This window comes from Brachybacterium sp. GU-2 (assembly GCF_030866705.2).
Taxonomy (GTDB): domain Bacteria; phylum Actinomycetota; class Actinomycetes; order Actinomycetales; family Dermabacteraceae; genus Brachybacterium; species Brachybacterium conglomeratum.
In genome coordinates this window covers 16,907-33,344 of record NZ_CP133037.2, presented here as the reverse complement: position 1 = coordinate 33,344, position 16,438 = coordinate 16,907, and the positions used below count along the sequence as shown (strand labels likewise).

The window sequence follows — 16,438 nt, the reverse complement described above, 5'->3', positions numbered from 1 at the left end:
TCCTCACACTCGTCATTCTTCGCCCAGGATCTGCGGGACGGCGAAGCGGCCGTCCTGCGCATCGGGGGCGCCGGCCAGCGCCTCCTCCTGCGTGAGGGTCTCGGTCACGACGTCCTCGCGGAAGACGTTCGTCATGGCAATGGGGTGGGAAGTCGCAGGGACGTCCTCGGAGGCGACCTCGGAGACGGAGGCGACAGCGTCCATGATGGAGTCGAACTCACCGGCGAAGCGGGTGATCTCCTCCTCGGTGAGCTGGATCCGTGCGAGGTCGGCGAGGCGTGCGACGTCATCTCGTCCGATCGAAGGCATGGGGACAGTCTAGGACGGGCGCGCGCTCCGGTTCGACGGTCGCGCAGGGGTGCCGTTCACGCACGGGTGAGGCGCGGCGGCGGGCCGGCTCAGGGCCGGGTGAGGTAGCGGTATTCGCCGGAGGGCGTGAAGCCTTCGCCGCGGTACAGGGCACGGGCGGCGGTGCTGCCGGTCTCGACCTCGAGCAGGGCGAGGTCCGCGCCCTGGATGGCGGCGGGGGAGAGCAGGGAGCGCACGACGGCCCGCCCGAGCCCCTCCCGTCGGCGGCCTGGGTCGACGGCGATCTGGTCGAGCACGGCGATCGTGCGGCGACGATGCGGGACGAGCGCGGCGCGGCCGACGGCGACGGTCTCGCGGGATTCCGAGGCAGGGTCGGTGAGGGCGAGGTAGATGGCGGGGGTGCCGGCCATGATCTCGCGCAGCGTCTCGCGGGCACCGTCCTCGGAGCGCGGGGCGAGCCGCCAGGAGGCTTCGAGCCAGTCCTCGGGCGGTGAGCCGACGGTGATCGCGGCGCGCGGGTCGGGGGCGGCGCGGAGGTCGACGAGCGGGCGGAGCAGGATGTGGACCCGTGGTCCGGCTGCATGGCCGCGCTGCTCAAGAGCCGCGCGGACGGGTTCGTGGTCGAGGCCGTCGGCGGAGAAGAGACGAAACGTGGGGCTCTCCCCCGCGGCGGCGAGCAGTCCCTCGATCCTCGTCAGCGCGGCGTCGAGGGAGTCGGGGTCCGTCGGCGGGTCGATCGGCACGACGCTGTTGGCGCGGCGGGTCACGCCGCGGGACCGCTGCACCGCGAAGCCGTCCACCTCGAGGCGTGTCAGGGCTCGCCAGCCGCCGAGCAGCGCCTCGAGGAGGGCGGTGCCGGCGAGGGCTGGGGACGAGGTGGGGCGGGACCGCTTCGGCATGGCGGCGAGTGTACGGCGGGGGCCGATCCGCGGCGGCCCGCGGAGGGTTAGACTTCGGTCTCCGCCGCATCGCACCGAAGGGACCCGCCATGTCCGTCGATCCGAACATCGATTACACCTCGCACGATCCTGAGGACGGCGAGCAGGCCTCCGAGGATCCGCGGATCCGTGAGGCGCAGGAGCTCGAAGAGCGGATGCGTCGGGCGCTGGCGACGAAGGAGGACCCGCTGAGCGACTCCGAGTCCACCTCGGAGCGTCTGCGTCGGCTGGAGCACGAGGGCGCGCCGTCGGCCGAGTCCTCGGAGTCCGCCGGGGACCCCGAGAACTCCGAGTCCTGAGCTCGCTCAGCGCCGCTCCGGCGGCGGCATAAGCAACAGCGGCAGGTAGAGCACGCCCGAGAGGTTGTACGGGAAGGTGATCCGCATGATCACCTTGATCCCCCAGTGCATCGAGAAGGCGCCGGCGGCGAACAGCCACCCGAGATGGCGGTCGGCGAGGGCCAGCGGCGCGCCGAGCTCGAGCACGAGCGATCCCGCCGCCATCACCGCGAACAGCCCGGTGTGCGGGCCGAGGACGCGCAGCAGCGGGTTCGAGCCCTCGCCGAGCATCTCCTTGCGCAGCGAGTCCACCGCGACGTGGCTGCGCATCGACGCGCCGCTCGCCCAGCGCATCCCGTCGGGGCCGGTGAGCTTCGCGAGACCTGCCAACAGGTAGGTCAGGGTGACGGCGCCGTTCATCACGGCGGGCGTCGCGCCGTACATCCACGAGCGCCGCTCGGGCAGCAGCGTCCCGTCGCGCACCACCGCATCCACGCTGAGTGCGTCGGCCGCGGGGGCGGCGCCGAGCACCATCGTCTGCAGCACCAGGTTGTTCTCGTGGTGGAAGACCATCGACCACGAGTTGCGGTAGCTGAAGTTCCAGGTCTGCATGGCCGAGTGCAGCGGGCCGGTGACCCGGTGCCCGATCCCGGCGGTGAACAGCGCGCCGGTGACCAGGGAAGCATCCAGCAGCGCGTCGGCGACCCGGGGCGGGAGCGGCTTGTTCAGCACCCGCGCGACGCCCACAGGATCGAAGCTCTCGCTCGCGGTGCGGTGCACGCCTCGATACAGCGAGCGCCGGCTTCCCACATGCCACAGGTGGTAGCCGCCGACGGCGAGGCGCAGCAGGGCGGGGGCGGTCGGGGGCGCGGCGGGGGCGAGGTGACGCCGGGCGGTGTCCGCTAGACGGCGCAGCATTGGGCTCATCGTCCAGCCTCCGTACGTCCGGTCTCCACCACGGCGGCGGCACGGCTGCGACGGCCCGGAACGGGCGCCGCCCCGACCAGCTCGATCTTCTGGGTGAAGTCCTCGCGGTCGCTGCCGCGCAGGTAGGACTCGAGGTGGTAGCGGCCGCGGACCATGCGGACCTCGAGGATCCCGCGGTCCTCGGCGCGGTCGCGGGCGGCGAGCAGCGTGGCGGCGTGCTCGGCGAGCACCTGTCCGTCGCCGTCGCGCACCCGCCTGCGGACCTGGCGGCGCACGGCGTTCAGCCCGCCGGTGCCGAGATAGCTGTAGTGCAGGGGCCGGGAGGTGCCGTCGGCGTCGATGCCGAGCAGGTGCGCGACCCGGTAATGGGCGGAGCGCCGGGCGGAGAACATCGGGTAGTGGGAGAAGGGGAAGGAGTCCCGCACCTCCCCCGCCGCGGCGAAGTGACGGGCGGGCAGGGCCACGGCGGTGAGCAGGGCTCCCGCGAGGAGGCCGGCGAGGAGTCGGGTGGTGGGGGTGTCGGGGACGGAGGCTCCGGCGGAGCGACGGTGCAGCGCTGAGGAGGTCATGCCCGGAACACTAGAGGCGCCGGATGAGACGGGAAGCGCAGGGGATGAGAGGTGCATGAGAGCTGTCTCAGACGCCCGCCCAGCACCGTTCCTCCCCAGCGTGCGGGTGTCCACGACCGCGCCGCTGGGTCGTCGGGCGTCGGCCCGGCTTGCCACACTGGGTCCATGAGCACGACGCCGCACTCCCCCGCCGTCCCGACCGACAGCGCCGCGCTGCACGAGGAGGCCCTCGAGTCGCTGCGCGCCCTGACCGGGCGGGAGGACGCCCGCTTCCACCCCGGCCAGTTCGAGGCGATCCAGGCGCTGGTCGCCGAGCGGCGACGGGTGCTGGTCGTCCAGCGCACCGGCTGGGGGAAGTCGGCGGTGTACTTCCTCTCCGCGCTGCTGCAGCGGCGGCGCGGGGCGGGGCCGGCGCTGATCATCTCCCCGCTGATCGCGCTGATGCGCGACCAGGTCGCGGCCGCGAGGCGGGCCGGGGTGCGGGCCGAGGCGATCAGCTCCGCGAATCCCACAGAGTGGCGGGCCATCGAGGAGGGTCTCGCGGCCGACGACATCGACGTGCTACTGGTCTCCCCCGAGCGCCTGGTGAATCCCCGCTTCCGCGAGGAGCAGCTGCCGCGCCTGGTGGACCGCTGCGGGCTGCTGGTGATCGACGAGGCCCACTGCATCTCCGACTGGGGCCACGACTTCCGGCCCGACTACCGCCGGCTGCGGGACCTCGTGGCCGAGCTCGGCTCCGAGGTGCCGGTCCTCGCGACCACCGCGACCGCGAACTCGCGCGTGGTCGCCGACGTCGCCGAGCAGCTCGGCACCGGCGGGGCCGACGGGGAGGTGCTGACCCTGCGCGGCTCGCTCACCAGGGAGTCGCTGCGGCTGGGCTCGATGAGCCTCGCCGACGACCGGCAGCGCCTGGACTACCTGGTGCGGCACCTGGACGCCTTCGAGGGCTCGGGGATCATCTACGCCCTGACCGTCTCCGCCGCGGAGGATCTCGCCTCCCTGCTGGACCGGCCCGGGCGGCGGGTGCGCGCCTACACCGGGCGCACCGATCCGGAGGAGCGGGACGAGCTCGAGCAGGCGCTGAAGGACAACGAGGTCAAGGCCCTCGCGGCGACCAGCGCGCTGGGGATGGGCTTCGACAAGCCGGACCTCGGCTTCGTGATCCACCTCGGGGCGCCCTCCTCCCCCGTCGCCTATTACCAGCAGGTGGGCCGTGCGGGCCGTGCGACCGACCGGGCGGACGTGCTGCTGCTGCCGGGGAAGGAGGACCGGGCGATCTGGGAGTACTTCGCGACTGCGTCGATGCCCACCCAGGAGTCCGCCTCGCAGGTCCTCGCCGCGCTCGCGGAATCGGGGGCGCCGCTGTCCACCCCGGCGCTCGAGGCGCGGGTGGACGTGCGCCGCAGCGCCCTCGAGCTGCTGCTGAAGGTGCTCGCCGTGGACGGCGCGGTCCAGAACGTCAAGGGCGGTTGGGTCTCCACCGGCGCGCCCTGGCACTACGACGCCGAGCGCTACGAGACCGTCGCCCGCGCGCGCCGCGAGGAGCAGCAGGCGATGCTCGAGTACGAGGCGCTCGCCGGAGGTCCCGAGCAGTGCCGGATGGTGTTCCTTGCTCGTCAGCTCGACGACACGACCGCCGTGCCCTGTGGGCGCTGCGACGTGTGCGCGGGGCCCTGGTACCCGGCGCCGGACGCGCCGGCCACCAGCGCGGGCGAGGGCGGCGCCGAGGACGGAGCCGACGAGCGGGTCGCGGCGCTGCTGGAGCGGGTCGGCGTGCCGGTCGAGCCGCGGGCGAGCTGGCCCTCGGGGCTCGACCGGCTGCTCGGCGCGGGCGCACCGAAGGGCCGGATCCCCGAGGGCGAGCGCGCCGCGGAGGGCCGGGTCATCGCGCGTATGTCGGACCTGGGCTGGGCGGTGCCGCTGCGGGAGCTGCTGCGCACCGACGAGGACGGCCGGCCCGTCGACGCGGTCGTGCCCGAGCGGATCGGTGGACGGATCGTCGAGGTGCTGAAGGACTGGGACTGGGACCAGCGCCCCGCCGCGGTGGTCGCGGTCCCCTCGACCACGCGCCCGCAGCTGGTGGGCTCCCTCGCCGCGGGCATCGCCTCGATCGGGCGGCTCGAGGACCTCGGCGCTCTCGACCTCGCCCCGGGTGCGGGGCCGCTGCGCGGCGGCGGGAACAGCGCCTTCCGCGTCGCGGACCTCTGGGAGCGCTTCGCGGTGGGCGCCGAGCTGCAGGCCCGGCTCGACGCCCTCGACGGTGCGCCGATCCTGCTGGTCGACGATGTGATCGACACCCGCTGGACGATGGCGGTCGCCGCCCGACTGCTGCGCCGCGCGGGTTCCGGGCCGGTGCTGCCGCTGGCGCTCGCGCAGCAGGCGTGAGGGGACTGATGCGCGGGTAGGTGTCACATGGTCTGTGGCGCTGAAGAGCGTTGCAGGGAAGGATGTGGACCATGACCGCTCCGTATCCACAGGAGCTCCGTGACGACGTCGTACGAGTCGCGAGAAACCGCGAATCCCGCAAGAAGCTCACGGTGATCGCGAAGGACTTCGGCATCTCTGACTCCTGCCTGACGAACTGGATACGTCAAGCCGATGTCGAAGACGGTGCCCGTCCCGGCAAGACCTGCTAGGAACCTTCCGAACTGCGGGACCTGCGTCGCCGCACCTGGTTGCTTGAGCGGGCTAACACGGCGCTTGAGCTCTCGTGTTTCGGCGGCGTCCTCGCGGGTCGTGCCGGCGCGGACTCCCGCCTCGACGTCGGACTGGGGGAGCCAATTATGGAGCGTCATCTCATCGACGCCAAAGTCCTTCGCGATCTGCGCGAGAGTGACACCGTCCTCACGGGACCGGGCCACACGCACGACATCGTCGCGGAACTCCTGAGAGTAGGGGGCGGGCATGGTGCACATCCATCCATGCCGCCCTGCGGGCAAGCCAGATCAGATGTCACCTATCCGTGCGGCAGTCCCAAGCGATAGCGCGAGCACTGCGTGAGTCGCATAACTTCCATTATGCGCACTTAGCATGCACGGGAGCGGAGCGCCCCCCATGGTCCGGCGCGGCCGGAGACGGTAAGTGAGAGGTCGAGGACCTGATTGCGCGGCGGTGCCCTGGGAGGCGCGAGCGGAATCAAGCCTCGCTGTCGAGCTGATCGTGGTGTCGATTGACGTGTCCGGCCATCCCCGGGACGGTGTAGGCGATCTGCCCATGTTCCGGGGCATAGACCAGCCTCTTACTGATCAGCGCTGCCCTGTAGAGCCCGAGGCTGCTGGGCTGAAGACTCATGCGCTGGGCTATTGAGGCGGTTGCCGAAGGCGCATCGGCGTCCGAAGCCATGGCGTAGAGCATTCGCCGCTCCGACCGAGTGGCGCGCTCCCAACGAGAGCGGAACAACCCGGCGTCGAGCGTCTCGGTTCCGTATTGGATGGCGCTGCAAGCGTCAGCTTCCGTGATGCGCTTCTCCGGCGCCAGGTTCCAAGCCGCCTGGCCGAACTCCTGCAAGAAGTATGGGTACCCGCCGAGGCCGCCTCCGAAAGGACACCCGGTACACGCCGAAGATGCCGGCACTGCGAGTCGAGCCCGAGTGTTCCATCGCGATGAGATAGTGACGGCGTGAGAAGCCCTCGCCGAGGGCTGGAAGGGGATCCGTTATGGCCGACAAGAAGAACATGCACACCGTGCCGACCGGAGACGGCTGGGCCAACCGGCGGGAAGGCTCGAAGCGAGCCTCGAGCGTGCACGACACGAAGGCTGAGGCACAGGCGGCCGGTCGCGAAGCAGCGAAGAAGGACGGTGTCGAACACCTGATTCACAAGAGGGACGGCACAATCGGGGAGCGAAACTCTTACGGCAACGATCCCCACCCCCCGAAGGGCTAAGGGCACCAGGCACCGCGAACTGAAGGGCCTGCGAGACGCTCACAGGCACTCGCAGACCCTACGGTATCTGCGCTACGGGGACCAGAAGGGCGCGCGACACGCCGGGGCTGGCATCTGACACGCCGAGGATCCTGCCGGAAAAGCCCTGCGCAGGCCGAAAAAAGCCCTTCGTCCGCGCGTGTTGCCCACATTTTTACTCGCTGTCGGAGCGGTTATCCACAGTCGAACGTACGTTCCACTAGGCGATTCGTCGAGGATCCTGTGCGTCCGTCCCCAACCGTCGCAGCCTGTCCACAGCGCATCAACAACGGGCTGTGGATGACACCGTTGTAGTTCAGTACATCTTGTGGTCGTCGCGCCAGGTCATCGCCACATGTAGTCTTTACTTCGAGCCGCTGCGGCAACCGCCGTCGCGGCCGATCTACGAGACCAGAAGGGAGCGTGACCGGCATCCGCACTGAGCGCGGAAGGAGGAAGCATCCATGAGATTCCGTGCGGAATCGCTCATGAACGAAACGACGATCGCCACGGCGATCGAGATCCAGGTGGACCATCGATTCGTCGTGGCGATCGTGAAAGCATCAGTGTTCGCAGGGCTTGCTGTAGTGGGCATCGCCTGAGACTCTGACTCAGCTGCTGAGGGCTCGTCTCCGTGGCCGCGGGGGCGAGCTCTCAGCCCGAGTAGCACTTTGTGTGCCACACGAAGTCTGTTCAACGTAGCACCCCGGCGCCGCAAACGCGAAGACACGAAACACGGATCTCAGGATCGGGTGCGCTCACGCAAGCGACGACTGGTGAGGCATCTGTGACCAGCCCCGACCTTTCGATCTGCCCCTAGCAGGTCATGCGACCTGGGATCATGTGTCCATGAGTCAGAAGCCTCTCGTGCTACCCGACATCCGCTCTCGAGCAGGGGCGTTCGTTGCGCAGTGGCGCGACGCAGAGGGGTACGAGCGAGGTGAAGCCCAGTCCTTCGTCCGGGATCTGCTGCGGGTCTTCGGCATCACTCGCTCCGGCGCGGCCCTCTATGAGAAGCGTGCTCAGCGCGCTTCTACTGGTGGTCAGGGCTACATCGACGAGCTGATCTCCGGCACCGCCCTGATCGAGATGAAGTCCACCGGCGCCGACCTCGCCAAGGCGGAAGCCCAGGCGTTGGACTACATGGAGTCCCTGACCGAGCACGAGCGGCCCGACCTCGTCATCACCAGCGACTTTAAGCGCTTTCGGCTGCTCGACCCCGCCGCGGACTCCCCCGAGAACGAACTGCTCGAGTTCGCGCTCGAGGAACTGCCCGCACACGTCGAGGATCTGATGTTCCTCGCCGGCTACCGGCACGCGAAGTTCGGCTCCATCGAGCAGGAGACCGCGTCGATCAAGGCCGCGCAGCTAATGGCCCGGCTGTACGAGCACCTCGAGGCCACCGGGTACGACGAGCACCAGGCCTCGATCTTCCTGATCCGCACCCTGTTCTGCCTGTACGCCGACGACTCCGGCCTCTGGGAGCGCGACCTGTTCTCCCGGTACATCGAAGAGCGCACCAGCGAAGACGGCTCCGACCTCGGCGCGCAGCTGACCACGCTCTTCGAGGCCCTCAACAAGCCTGAGGACAAGCGGTACGGGCGCGATGATGACCTGATCCAGGCGTTCCCCTACGTCAACGGTTCCGTGTTCGGCGAGGCCGTCGAGATCCCCTACTTCGACCGGGCCTCCCGCGAGCTGCTGCTGCAGGCCGCGTACTTCAACTGGTCCTCCCTCTCCCCCGCGATCTTCGGCTCCATGTTCCAGGCCGTGAAGTCCAAGAAGGCTCGCCGCGAGCTGGGCGAGCACTACACGACCGAGACCAACATCCTGAAGGTCATCCGCCCCCTGTTCCTCAACGAGCTCGAGGACCAGTTCACCAAGGCGCACGCCAAGAAGCGTGAGCTGGAGAAGCTGCTCGAGCATCTCGGGTCGCTGTCGTTCCTCGACCCAGCCTGCGGATGCGGGAACTTCCTGATCATCGCGAGTTGCGCGCCCTCGAGCTCCGCATCCACGAGCGCCTCCAGCAGCTCGACCCGTCCCGGGCTCAGCTGTCCCTGGACGCCGGCGATCGGGTGCACGTGAAGCTGTCGCAGTTCTACGGGATCGAGCTCGAGGAGTGGCCAGCCACCATCGCCCGCACTGCGATGTTCCTCGTCGAACACCAGGCCAACTAGGCCGTGAACCTCACCCTCGGTTACGCCGTCCCCATGCTCCCCCTCCAGGACTCCGCCCGCATCACCGTCGGCAATGCTCTGCAGGCCGATTGGCGCGATGTCGTCCCGGCCACCTCGTCGCTGTACGTGATGGGTAACCCTCCCTTCCTCGGTTACGACACGCGCGGCGCCGACCAGCTCGCCGACCTCCGCCACGCCTGGGGCGGAGACCGCATCCTCTCCCGCATGGACTACGTGACCGGTTGGCACGCCAAGACCCTTGATCTGTTCACCGACTACCGATACCGAGGCGAGTGGGCATTCGTCACCACGAACTCCGTGACGCAGGGAGACCAGGTCCCCGCCTCTACGGCTGGATCTTCGAGGGCTGGCGCATCAAGTTCGCCTCCAGGACGCGAAGAACATCCTGGTCGAGAAGCGCTCCGACATGCTCAGCCCTATCCTGACCCGAACTGCGTATGGCTCAAAGCCGACGGACGGTGGCAACTTCACCATCGAGCCCGAGCAGTACGCCGAGGTGATGGCGGATCCCATCGCGGCGAAGTACGTCCACAAGTACGTGGGAGCTCGCGAGCTCCTGCACAACGAGGACCGCTGGTGCCTCTGGCTTGATGGCATGGATCCTGCAGACCTCACCCGCTCCCGCATCCTCCGCGATCGCGTCGAAGCCGTCCGCTCGTTCCGCGTAGCGTCGACAGCGCCTCCACGCGGGAGTACCCGCATCTCCACCTGTTCCGGCAGCTCGCCAAGCAGGACACCTCGTTCGTGTGCGTTCCCCGCCATGTCTCCGAAGCCCGCCGCTACTTCACCGTCGCCCTGTTCGACGCAGACGTCATCGCTGGCGACGCCAACTTCACCATCGCGGACCGAGACGGGTTCCAGTTCGCGATCATGTCCTCGAGCATGTTCATCGCCTGGCAGAAGGCCATCGGCGGCCGCATCAAGTCCGACCTACGCTTCGCATCCACTCTCACCTGGTACACCCTCCCGCTCCCCGAGGTCGCAGAAACCGACCGGACAGCGATCGCCGCTGCGGGCCAGGCCATTCTCGAGGCTCGAGCGCTCCACCCGGAACGCTCCCTAGCCCAGCGCTACAGTCCGCTCGTGATGGACCCGCCCCTGGTTGCGGCGCACGACAAGCTCGACCGTCTCGTCGATCGAGCCTTCGGGGCCAAGAAGAAGGTGACGACGAACGAGGAACGAGCGCGGATCCTCTTCGAGAGGTACGCCGACATGACGACGAAGTGAGCGCCGACGTCGCGCACCTCCAGCACTGAGACCCGTATACCATGCTTATCCCATGGATATCGAAGACACCGACCAGATTCTCGCTGCCCTCCGTAAAGGCATGAAGACGAACGGAGGTGCGCAAGTCCGGCACTATCGGTTCGACCGGACCACAGAGGACGGAAGCGTTCAGGAAGTTGACGTTGAGATCCACGACGCGGGGGCGGCGTCGCCGACCAACCGATTTCAGGTCATGGCATACGGCAGCGATGGCGCGTCCTGCAGCGGGAACGCGGAGGAGAAGCTTGAGACCGCAATCGCCGTCGCCCACTGGTTCGCACTCGACACGCCTGGAACCGGGGCGCGTCGCGAGTGAGAAAAATCCCGTAGGGGGAGTCCCCCGAGGGGTGGAGGACGACTATCCCAGGAACAGACCGAGACGTCTTGCCATGCCCATTGTTTCCTCCAACTTTCGGAGCAGAATCGTGAGGGTGTCCCCCGGGACTCCCTTGGGGCGGCGCGCATACTGCTGCCATGACGCGCACGAACTGGCCGACGTCGACCCTTTTCGGGCGGCACATGGAGCAGCGGTTCCCAAACTGGCAGGCGTTGCGAGGCATCCCCACGGGGGCAACGTCGACATCGCCCGACGGGACACTCACCTTCAACGAGATCAGGCTCGTCGGCGGCGCACCGCTGCTCGTGCCTGAGGCGCGGGGAAGCTCCCTGGTAGGGGACACGATCCACGTGCTCCTGCAGTTGCGATACACCGGCATCGACTGGAAGCGAGACGGTAGCCGCTTCGGCCGCGACGACGTACGCCGCATCATCGGCCAGACCGGGCCCGACCCTGTCTGGCAGACGATCCGCCAGCGCGTGGACTCTCTCCTGCCCTTCCTGCAGCACCCGCAGATGGAGCAGCTGGACACGGAGGAAGCCGTGCGCCTCGCGGCGGTGATCGGCCTCCACAACGCCGTCAACATCCGCAAGCTCCCTGTCGGGCTTCTCGCGGAGAATCCTCGCGCCGACCTGGACGAGTTGCTCGCCGTAGCGAGCGACGAACAGGTAGAGGCCACCGCGAAGATGCTCCACCTCGCTGCTGACCGGCTGCCGGACCCACACCAAGTCGGCCACGCCTACTCGAGCGTCAGCACCTACGCTGGCCGAGCTGACCTCCTGCTCGACGGGACACTCCTCGAGGTCAAGGCGATCGCCCCGCGAGGCAGGGCGCCGATGATCAACCGCGAGTACGCCTACCAGCTGCTCTGGTACCTCCTCACCCTCGACCCGCGGGTTGTCGGCACGGTGGGTGGAGTGCGTGAGGTTGGCTGGTACTACGCACGCCACGGTCTCCTGTGGGTACGCAGCGCCGACGAGTTCCTGTCGGTCATGGCGGGCCGAACCGTCGTCCTCGCGGAAGCCATCGCCGAGGCGGACACGCTCCACGGCTGAGGAGGTGACTCCCGAGTACGGCCAGACCTGCCGAGCTCCCTTGGGAGGGGGTCGAACCTCTGAGCTTGCGCTTAATGGGCGCCGGCTCGTGTCGCTGAGCTACAGGGGAAAGCGTCCCTGGAGTGCAGAGACAGTCGGAATCCCAGGACTCTTGTTGCGCTTCCTGCCAAATCCGCGAGGGCGCGCGGCTAGGCCCGTGCTCTATAGCGGAAGTACAAGGTGCTCGAGGTAGCGGTACAGCGTTTATCGGGTGATCCCATGCTCACGGGCGATTTGAGCTTTGGGTGTGCCGGCGAGGGCGGCGTTACGGACGGAACGGATCTGGTCGCTCTCAAGGCTGCGGGGCCGGCCCTTGTAGGCGCCGCGCTTCTTCGCGGCGGCGATGCCCTCAGCCTGGCGCTGGCGGATGAGCTCGCGCTCGAACTGCGCGAAGGCGCCCATCATGTTCAGCTGGAACGCGGCCATCGGATCCGCATGACCGGGCTCGAAGGTGAGTCGCTCCTTGAGGAACTCGATGCTCGCGCCCTTCCGGGGGTGCTGCTCGGTGTGCTTGGCGGGATCACCGGTGATCTGCTGGACGATGTCATTGAGGTCGATGACCGACCGGGCCAGGCGGTCCATGGACGCGACGACGATATGGTCACCGCGGCGGACGTGCCGGATGAGCGCCTGCAGCTGCGGGCGGTCCGTCGCGCTCTTGCCCGACTGCTTTTCGGTGAAGATCTGATGGCACTCCCCAACCGCCTCGAGCTGCCGCGCGAGGTTCTGGCCGGCCGATGAGACCCGGAGGTACGCAACGCGCTGTCCCGGGGCCCGATGTGTTCCATTCGTGTCTTAGACCCTAGCCAAGACATGTGCCGATACACGGGAAGGGACCTAGTGGAACAGCGACAACGCCTCCGCGCCGAGTGTCTCGTTTGGGTATACCCAAACATGACGTCGTCGATCGAACTACTTGCATATGTCGCCTACTGCCGTTCGTCCTCCCAAAGAAACTACGAGCCCTACAGCGATTCGCGGTTCGAGGGTTCGAGGCCTCTCGCCAGGTGTTCGAGCGGCTCCTCGACGCGGACGTAGCCGCGCTCGAATGAACCACTGTCCTCGGCTCACCGCTCGAGCGCGGCCAGCACCTGAGCGACGCGTTCCTGCTGGGCATGAGCCAGCGGGCGCAGGGCCGGGGCAGTACGGGCTCGCGCACAAGCCCGAGCTGACGAGAGACCTCGGCGACCACGCGGAGGCTGCCGCCGCACTCGGCGAACAGGTCCCACAGCCCCTGCAGGCGTGCGGAGTGCTCCAGCGCCTCCTGCGCTCGCCCGGCACGTGCCGCCCGTGAGATCGCGAGCGGCGGTCCCGGCAGCGCGCCAGCGAGTGCGGAGAACCACAGGTCGCATCCGGCGAGCAGGCCGGTCGCGCCGACGGCGTCCCCGGAGACGCCGATCCGCACCCGCTCCGGCACGACTGCCCGCACCGCCGCGACGCGCTCCCGGGCCTTTGCGGGATCCGCGGGCACCGGCGGGATCTTCACGGCGGCGACCTGCGGGAGCGCCGTGATGCGGGCATAGACCTCGAGCGAGAGGTGCACGTGCGTGGTCGACGGGTTGTCGTAGACGACGAGGGGCACGGACAGCTCACGGGCGACGTCCTCGTACAGCCCCACCACCTCGTCATCGGTGAGCCCCTGGTAGGTGACGGGGGCGAGCAGGACCGCATCAGCGCCGGCGCGCTGGGCGTCCTCGGCGAGCGCGAGCACCTCGTCGGTGGCGCAGTGGCCGATGCCGGCCAGCACCGGCAGGTCACCGCTGCGGCGGGTCGCGATCTCGACGACACGGCGCCTCTGCTCCCGGGTGAGGTAGGGGTACGCGCCGGTGGAGCCGAGCACGCCGATCGAGTCGACAGCGGCCTCCGCGAGCAGGTCGACAATGCCCTCGAGAGCGGCCTGGTCCACGCCCCCGCCCCGCAACGGGGTGAGCGGGAAGGCGCTGAGGCCGCGCAGCCAGGCGGTCACCCCTCGGACTCCTCAGGGGCCTCGTCGCCCTCCTCCGTCGACTTGTCCTCCGGCAGGGCGACCGCGTCCGGGCCGCCCTCGAGCAGGGCCACGAACCCGGCCTCGTCGAGGATGCGCAGGCCCAGGTCGCGGGCCTTGGTCTCCTTCGAGCCGGCGTTCTCGCCGACCACCACGAAGTCGGTCTTCTTCGAGACCGAGCCGGAGGCCTTCCCGCCGCGAGTGATGATCGCCTCCTTCGCGCCGTCGCGGGTGAAGCCGTCGAGCCCTCCGGTGACCACCACGGTGAGGCCCTCGAGGGTCTTCACGAAGCCCTCCTCGACCTCGTCGGCCATCCGCACGCCGGAGGCGGCCCAGCCGTCGACGATCTCGCGGTGCCAGTCCGTCTCGAACCACTCCACCACGGCCTCGGCGATGATCTGACCGACCCCGTCGGTCTCGGCGAGCTGCTCGACGCTCGCCTCCCGGATCGCGTCCATCGAGCCGTAGGCGGTGGCTAGCGAGCGCGCCGCCGCGGGGCCGACGTGCCGGATCGACAACGCCACCAGCACCCGCCACAGCGGCTGGTCCTTTGCCTTCTCGAGCTCCGCGATCAGCTCCTCGGTGGTCTTCAGCGCCGCGGGCTCCTTGACCTGCTTCCAGGAGTTCTCGCGCTTGTAGTGGCGGAACTGGGGGCGGGTCCAGAAGGCGGGCTGGATGCGCCAGTCCCCCGTCGGCACGCCGTCACGCCGCTCCGGCTGCCACACGAACACATCGGCGAGCGCGTCGGCGGTGAGGTCGAAGAGGTTCGCGCCGGTGTCGATCACGGGCTCCTGCACGGCGGGCAGCAGCGGGTCGTCCACCGAGGTGATGCGCAGCAGCGGCACCCCGTCGGTCCCCTGGACCACGTCTCCGTTCTTGACGACCACGAAGGCGTCGAGCTCCGTGTCTGAGACGTCGCGGATAGGGAGGTAGACCGCGTGGCCCTCGGCGAGCGCCGCGAGCGCCTCGGGGCGGCGCTTGTCCGGGTCGGTCAGCGCGATCGCGCTCTCCTCGCCGAGGGACTCGATGTCGAAGGCGCCGCGGGAACCGGCGTGCTCGACCCGGCCGGTGACCTGGGCAGGGCAGTCGCGGCGATTCGGGCAGCGCCAGTCCTTGTCCCCCTCCTTCTCCGGCCGGATCTCGGTCCCGCAGGCGGGGCACTCCGTGGGCATGACGAAGGGGCGCTCGGTGCCGTCGCGCAGCGACTCGACCGGGCCGAGGATCTCGGGGATCACGTCCCCGGCCTTGCGCAGCACGATCGTGTCGCCGATCAGCACGCCCTTGCGCTCGACCTCGAACTGGTTGTGCAGCGTCGCCTTCTCGACGGTGGAGCCCGCGACCAGCACCGGCTCCATGATCCCGAAGGGGGTGACGCGGCCGGTGCGACCCACCTGCACCTGGATGTCCAGCAGCTTGGTGGTGACCTCCTCGGGCGGGAACTTCACCGCGGTCGCCCAGCGCGGGGCGCGGGAGGTGGAGCCCAGCGCCCGCTGCTGCGCGAAGGAGTCGACCTTGACGACGATCCCGTCGATCTCGTGCTCGAGGTCGTGGCGGTGCTCGCCGTGGTGCTCGACGTACTCGATGACCTCGTCGATCGAGTCCGCGACCTGCATGTAGCGGCTGGTGGGCAGCCCCCAGGAGGCCAGCAGCTCGTACATCTCGCTCTGGGAGCCCACGGGCGGATCGGGCCAGGCTCCGAGGCCGTGGACGGTCAGGCGCAGGGACGCCAGGCGCGACTTGCCCGCCTCCAGAAGCAGGCGCAAGACGAGGATTCGTGCTTCCACTCGTGCAGGATCTTGCTCGAACTCACGCTCGAGCTGCTCAAGCTCTTTCCTCTGCTTCTCGCGTTGTTGTCTCAATCCTCCTGCTGCGGAGTTTCGAGGATTTGCGAACCGAGGGAAGCGGCGCTCGGCAACCCGACGTCTGCGCTCTTCGTCGAAGACGGACTTACCGGCATCCTGACGCGCTTCCTGAAGAGCCCGAAGCCCCTCCACCTCGCGCGCTCGCAGCTCGACCTGGAGGTCGTTCAGCCGCGCGAAATCCGCGGTGGGCATGAACACCTCGCCCCGCACCTCGACCAGCGGCGGGTGCCCGCTGCCGGAGAGGCGCTGTGGGATCCCCTCGATGGCCAGGGCGTTGGCGGTGACGTCCTCGCCGGTGCGGCCGTCGCCACGGGTCGCAGCCGTGACCAGCGCACCGTGCTCGTAGCGGAGGTTGATCGCGAGCCCGTCGATCTTCAGCTCGAGCAGGTAGCGGACGTTCCCGCCGAGCTCGGCGGCGGCGTGCTCGCACCACTGGCGCAGCTCGTCGGTGGAGAAGACGTTGTCCAGGCTCTGCATCCGCTCGGCGTGGTCGATCGTAGGCAGCCCCGCGGCTGCGGCCCCGCCCACGGTGCGGGTGGGCGAGTCCTCGGCGGCCAGCTGCGGGTTCGCCTCCTCGAGCGCCCGCAGCTCCTTCTCGAGCTCGTCGTACTCGGTGTCGGCCATCGTGGGCGCGTCGTGCTCGTAGTAGTCCACGCGCGCCTGCTCGATCTGGGCGGTGAGCTCTGCGATGCGCTGCTGCGCGGTCTCGTCGGCGGTGCGGGGTCCCTGCTCGTTTGTGGTCACCCGCATATTGTCGCGCACGGATGCGACATC

General features: G+C 69.0%; 15 protein-coding genes and 3 pseudogenes. 9 read left to right on the top strand and 9 right to left on the bottom strand.

Features of this window, described 5'->3' with window-relative positions:
• Nucleotides 1-12: 12 nt before the first annotated feature.
• Together gatC and RBL05_RS00165 are read right to left on the bottom strand one after the other, a co-directional pair.
• Nucleotides 13-309, bottom strand: coding sequence for an Asp-tRNA(Asn)/Glu-tRNA(Gln) amidotransferase subunit GatC (gene gatC / locus RBL05_RS00170; protein ID WP_053916864.1), 297 nt, complete (start codon nt 307-309; stop codon nt 13-15).
• Between the two features lie 89 nt (nt 310-398).
• Nucleotides 399-1,208, bottom strand: coding sequence for a GNAT family N-acetyltransferase (locus tag RBL05_RS00165; protein ID WP_308741054.1), 810 nt, complete (start codon nt 1,206-1,208; stop codon nt 399-401).
• Nucleotides 1,209-1,297: 89 nt separating this feature from the next.
• Here RBL05_RS00165 and RBL05_RS00160 point away from each other — a divergent pair, with 89 nt between their 5' ends.
• On the top strand, nt 1,298-1,546 hold the full coding sequence (locus RBL05_RS00160) for a hypothetical protein (RefSeq protein WP_308741055.1): 249 nt from the start codon (nt 1,298-1,300) through the stop codon (nt 1,544-1,546).
• Between the two features lie 6 nt (nt 1,547-1,552).
• Here RBL05_RS00160 and RBL05_RS00155 read toward each other — a convergent pair whose 3' ends face one another.
• Nucleotides 1,553-2,452, bottom strand: a complete 900-nt coding sequence (locus RBL05_RS00155) for a hypothetical protein (protein ID WP_308741056.1) — start codon at nt 2,450-2,452, stop codon at nt 1,553-1,555.
• Entirely contained in the window at nt 2,449-3,021 is a 573-nt protein-coding gene (locus RBL05_RS00150; protein ID WP_308741057.1) for a hypothetical protein, read from the bottom strand. The genes RBL05_RS00155 and RBL05_RS00150 overlap by 4 nt, the downstream gene beginning before the upstream one ends.
• Before the next feature lie 165 nt (nt 3,022-3,186).
• Here RBL05_RS00150 and RBL05_RS00145 point away from each other — a divergent pair, with 165 nt between their 5' ends.
• Nucleotides 3,187-5,406, top strand: coding sequence for a RecQ family ATP-dependent DNA helicase (locus RBL05_RS00145; RefSeq protein WP_308741058.1), 2,220 nt, complete (start codon nt 3,187-3,189; stop codon nt 5,404-5,406).
• A gap of 23 nt (nt 5,407-5,429) precedes the next feature.
• On the opposite strand, the gene RBL05_RS00140 is transcribed toward RBL05_RS00145, so the two are convergent.
• Both RBL05_RS00140 and RBL05_RS00135 read right to left on the bottom strand, forming a co-directional pair.
• Entirely contained in the window at nt 5,430-5,927 is a 498-nt protein-coding gene (locus RBL05_RS00140) for a transposase (RefSeq protein WP_308741059.1), read from the bottom strand.
• A 229-nt stretch (nt 5,928-6,156) separates the two neighbouring features.
• Nucleotides 6,157-6,528 (bottom strand): hypothetical protein, encoded by a 372-nt coding sequence (locus RBL05_RS00135; protein WP_308741060.1) that lies wholly within the window; start codon nt 6,526-6,528, stop codon nt 6,157-6,159.
• A 149-nt stretch (nt 6,529-6,677) separates the two neighbouring features.
• Here RBL05_RS00135 and RBL05_RS00130 point away from each other — a divergent pair, with 149 nt between their 5' ends.
• The 7 genes and pseudogenes from RBL05_RS00130 to RBL05_RS00100 all read left to right on the top strand — a co-directional run bounded on the left by RBL05_RS00130 (nt 6,678) and on the right by RBL05_RS00100 (nt 11,779).
• Nucleotides 6,678-6,905: a DUF2188 domain-containing protein gene (locus RBL05_RS00130; protein WP_308741061.1), complete on the top strand. Its 228-nt coding sequence runs from the start codon at nt 6,678-6,680 to the stop codon at nt 6,903-6,905.
• Between the two features lie 482 nt (nt 6,906-7,387).
• Entirely contained in the window at nt 7,388-7,525 is a 138-nt protein-coding gene (locus tag RBL05_RS00125) for a hypothetical protein (RefSeq protein ID WP_308741062.1), read from the top strand.
• Nucleotides 7,526-7,772: 247 nt separating this feature from the next.
• Nucleotides 7,773-9,382: pseudogene (locus RBL05_RS00120) on the top strand (DNA methyltransferase); the annotation flags it as partial.
• A 145-nt stretch (nt 9,383-9,527) separates the two neighbouring features.
• Nucleotides 9,528-9,740: pseudogene (locus RBL05_RS00115) on the top strand (type IIL restriction-modification enzyme MmeI); the annotation flags it as partial.
• A 125-nt stretch (nt 9,741-9,865) separates the two neighbouring features.
• Nucleotides 9,866-10,348: a type IIL restriction-modification enzyme MmeI gene (locus RBL05_RS00110; RefSeq protein ID WP_308741063.1), complete on the top strand. Its 483-nt coding sequence runs from the start codon at nt 9,866-9,868 to the stop codon at nt 10,346-10,348.
• Nucleotides 10,349-10,400: 52 nt separating this feature from the next.
• Nucleotides 10,401-10,703 (top strand): hypothetical protein, encoded by a 303-nt coding sequence (locus RBL05_RS00105; RefSeq protein WP_318603931.1) that lies wholly within the window; start codon nt 10,401-10,403, stop codon nt 10,701-10,703.
• 158 nt (nt 10,704-10,861) lie between these two features.
• Nucleotides 10,862-11,779, top strand: a complete 918-nt coding sequence (locus tag RBL05_RS00100; protein WP_308741065.1) for a hypothetical protein — start codon at nt 10,862-10,864, stop codon at nt 11,777-11,779.
• A gap of 243 nt (nt 11,780-12,022) precedes the next feature.
• Here the strand turns inward: RBL05_RS00100 and RBL05_RS00095 are convergent.
• The 3 genes and pseudogenes from RBL05_RS00095 to RBL05_RS00085 all read right to left on the bottom strand — a co-directional run.
• A pseudogene (locus tag RBL05_RS00095) lies at nt 12,023-12,586 on the bottom strand (recombinase family protein); the annotation flags it as partial.
• Between the two features lie 34 nt (nt 12,587-12,620).
• Nucleotides 12,621-13,784, bottom strand: coding sequence for a dihydrodipicolinate synthase family protein (locus RBL05_RS00090; protein WP_308741066.1), 1,164 nt, complete (start codon nt 13,782-13,784; stop codon nt 12,621-12,623).
• Nucleotides 13,781-16,414, bottom strand: a complete 2,634-nt coding sequence (locus RBL05_RS00085) for an NAD-dependent DNA ligase LigA (RefSeq protein ID WP_308741067.1) — start codon at nt 16,412-16,414, stop codon at nt 13,781-13,783. The genes RBL05_RS00090 and RBL05_RS00085 overlap by 4 nt, the downstream gene beginning before the upstream one ends.
• Between the last annotated feature and the right edge of the window lie 24 nt (nt 16,415-16,438).

Coding starts and splice junctions, on each gene's coding strand:
- gatC (WP_053916864.1), bottom strand. CDS start 309: ATGCCTTCGATCGGACGAGATGACGTCGCACGCCTCGCCGACCTCGCA.
- RBL05_RS00165 (WP_308741054.1), bottom strand. CDS start 1,208: ATGCCGAAGCGGTCCCGCCCCACCTCGTCCCCAGCCCTCGCCGGCACC.
- RBL05_RS00160 (WP_308741055.1), top strand. CDS start 1,298: ATGTCCGTCGATCCGAACATCGATTACACCTCGCACGATCCTGAGGAC.
- RBL05_RS00155 (WP_308741056.1), bottom strand. CDS start 2,452: ATGAGCCCAATGCTGCGCCGTCTAGCGGACACCGCCCGGCGTCACCTC.
- RBL05_RS00150 (WP_308741057.1), bottom strand. CDS start 3,021: ATGACCTCCTCAGCGCTGCACCGTCGCTCCGCCGGAGCCTCCGTCCCC.
- RBL05_RS00145 (WP_308741058.1), top strand. CDS start 3,187: ATGAGCACGACGCCGCACTCCCCCGCCGTCCCGACCGACAGCGCCGCG.
- RBL05_RS00140 (WP_308741059.1), bottom strand. CDS start 5,927: ATGCCCGCCCCCTACTCTCAGGAGTTCCGCGACGATGTCGTGCGTGTG.
- RBL05_RS00130 (WP_308741061.1), top strand. CDS start 6,678: ATGGCCGACAAGAAGAACATGCACACCGTGCCGACCGGAGACGGCTGG.
- RBL05_RS00125 (WP_308741062.1), top strand. CDS start 7,388: ATGAGATTCCGTGCGGAATCGCTCATGAACGAAACGACGATCGCCACG.
- RBL05_RS00105 (WP_318603931.1), top strand. CDS start 10,401: ATGGATATCGAAGACACCGACCAGATTCTCGCTGCCCTCCGTAAAGGC.
- RBL05_RS00100 (WP_308741065.1), top strand. CDS start 10,862: ATGACGCGCACGAACTGGCCGACGTCGACCCTTTTCGGGCGGCACATG.
- RBL05_RS00085 (WP_308741067.1), bottom strand. CDS start 16,414: ATGCGGGTGACCACAAACGAGCAGGGACCCCGCACCGCCGACGAGACC.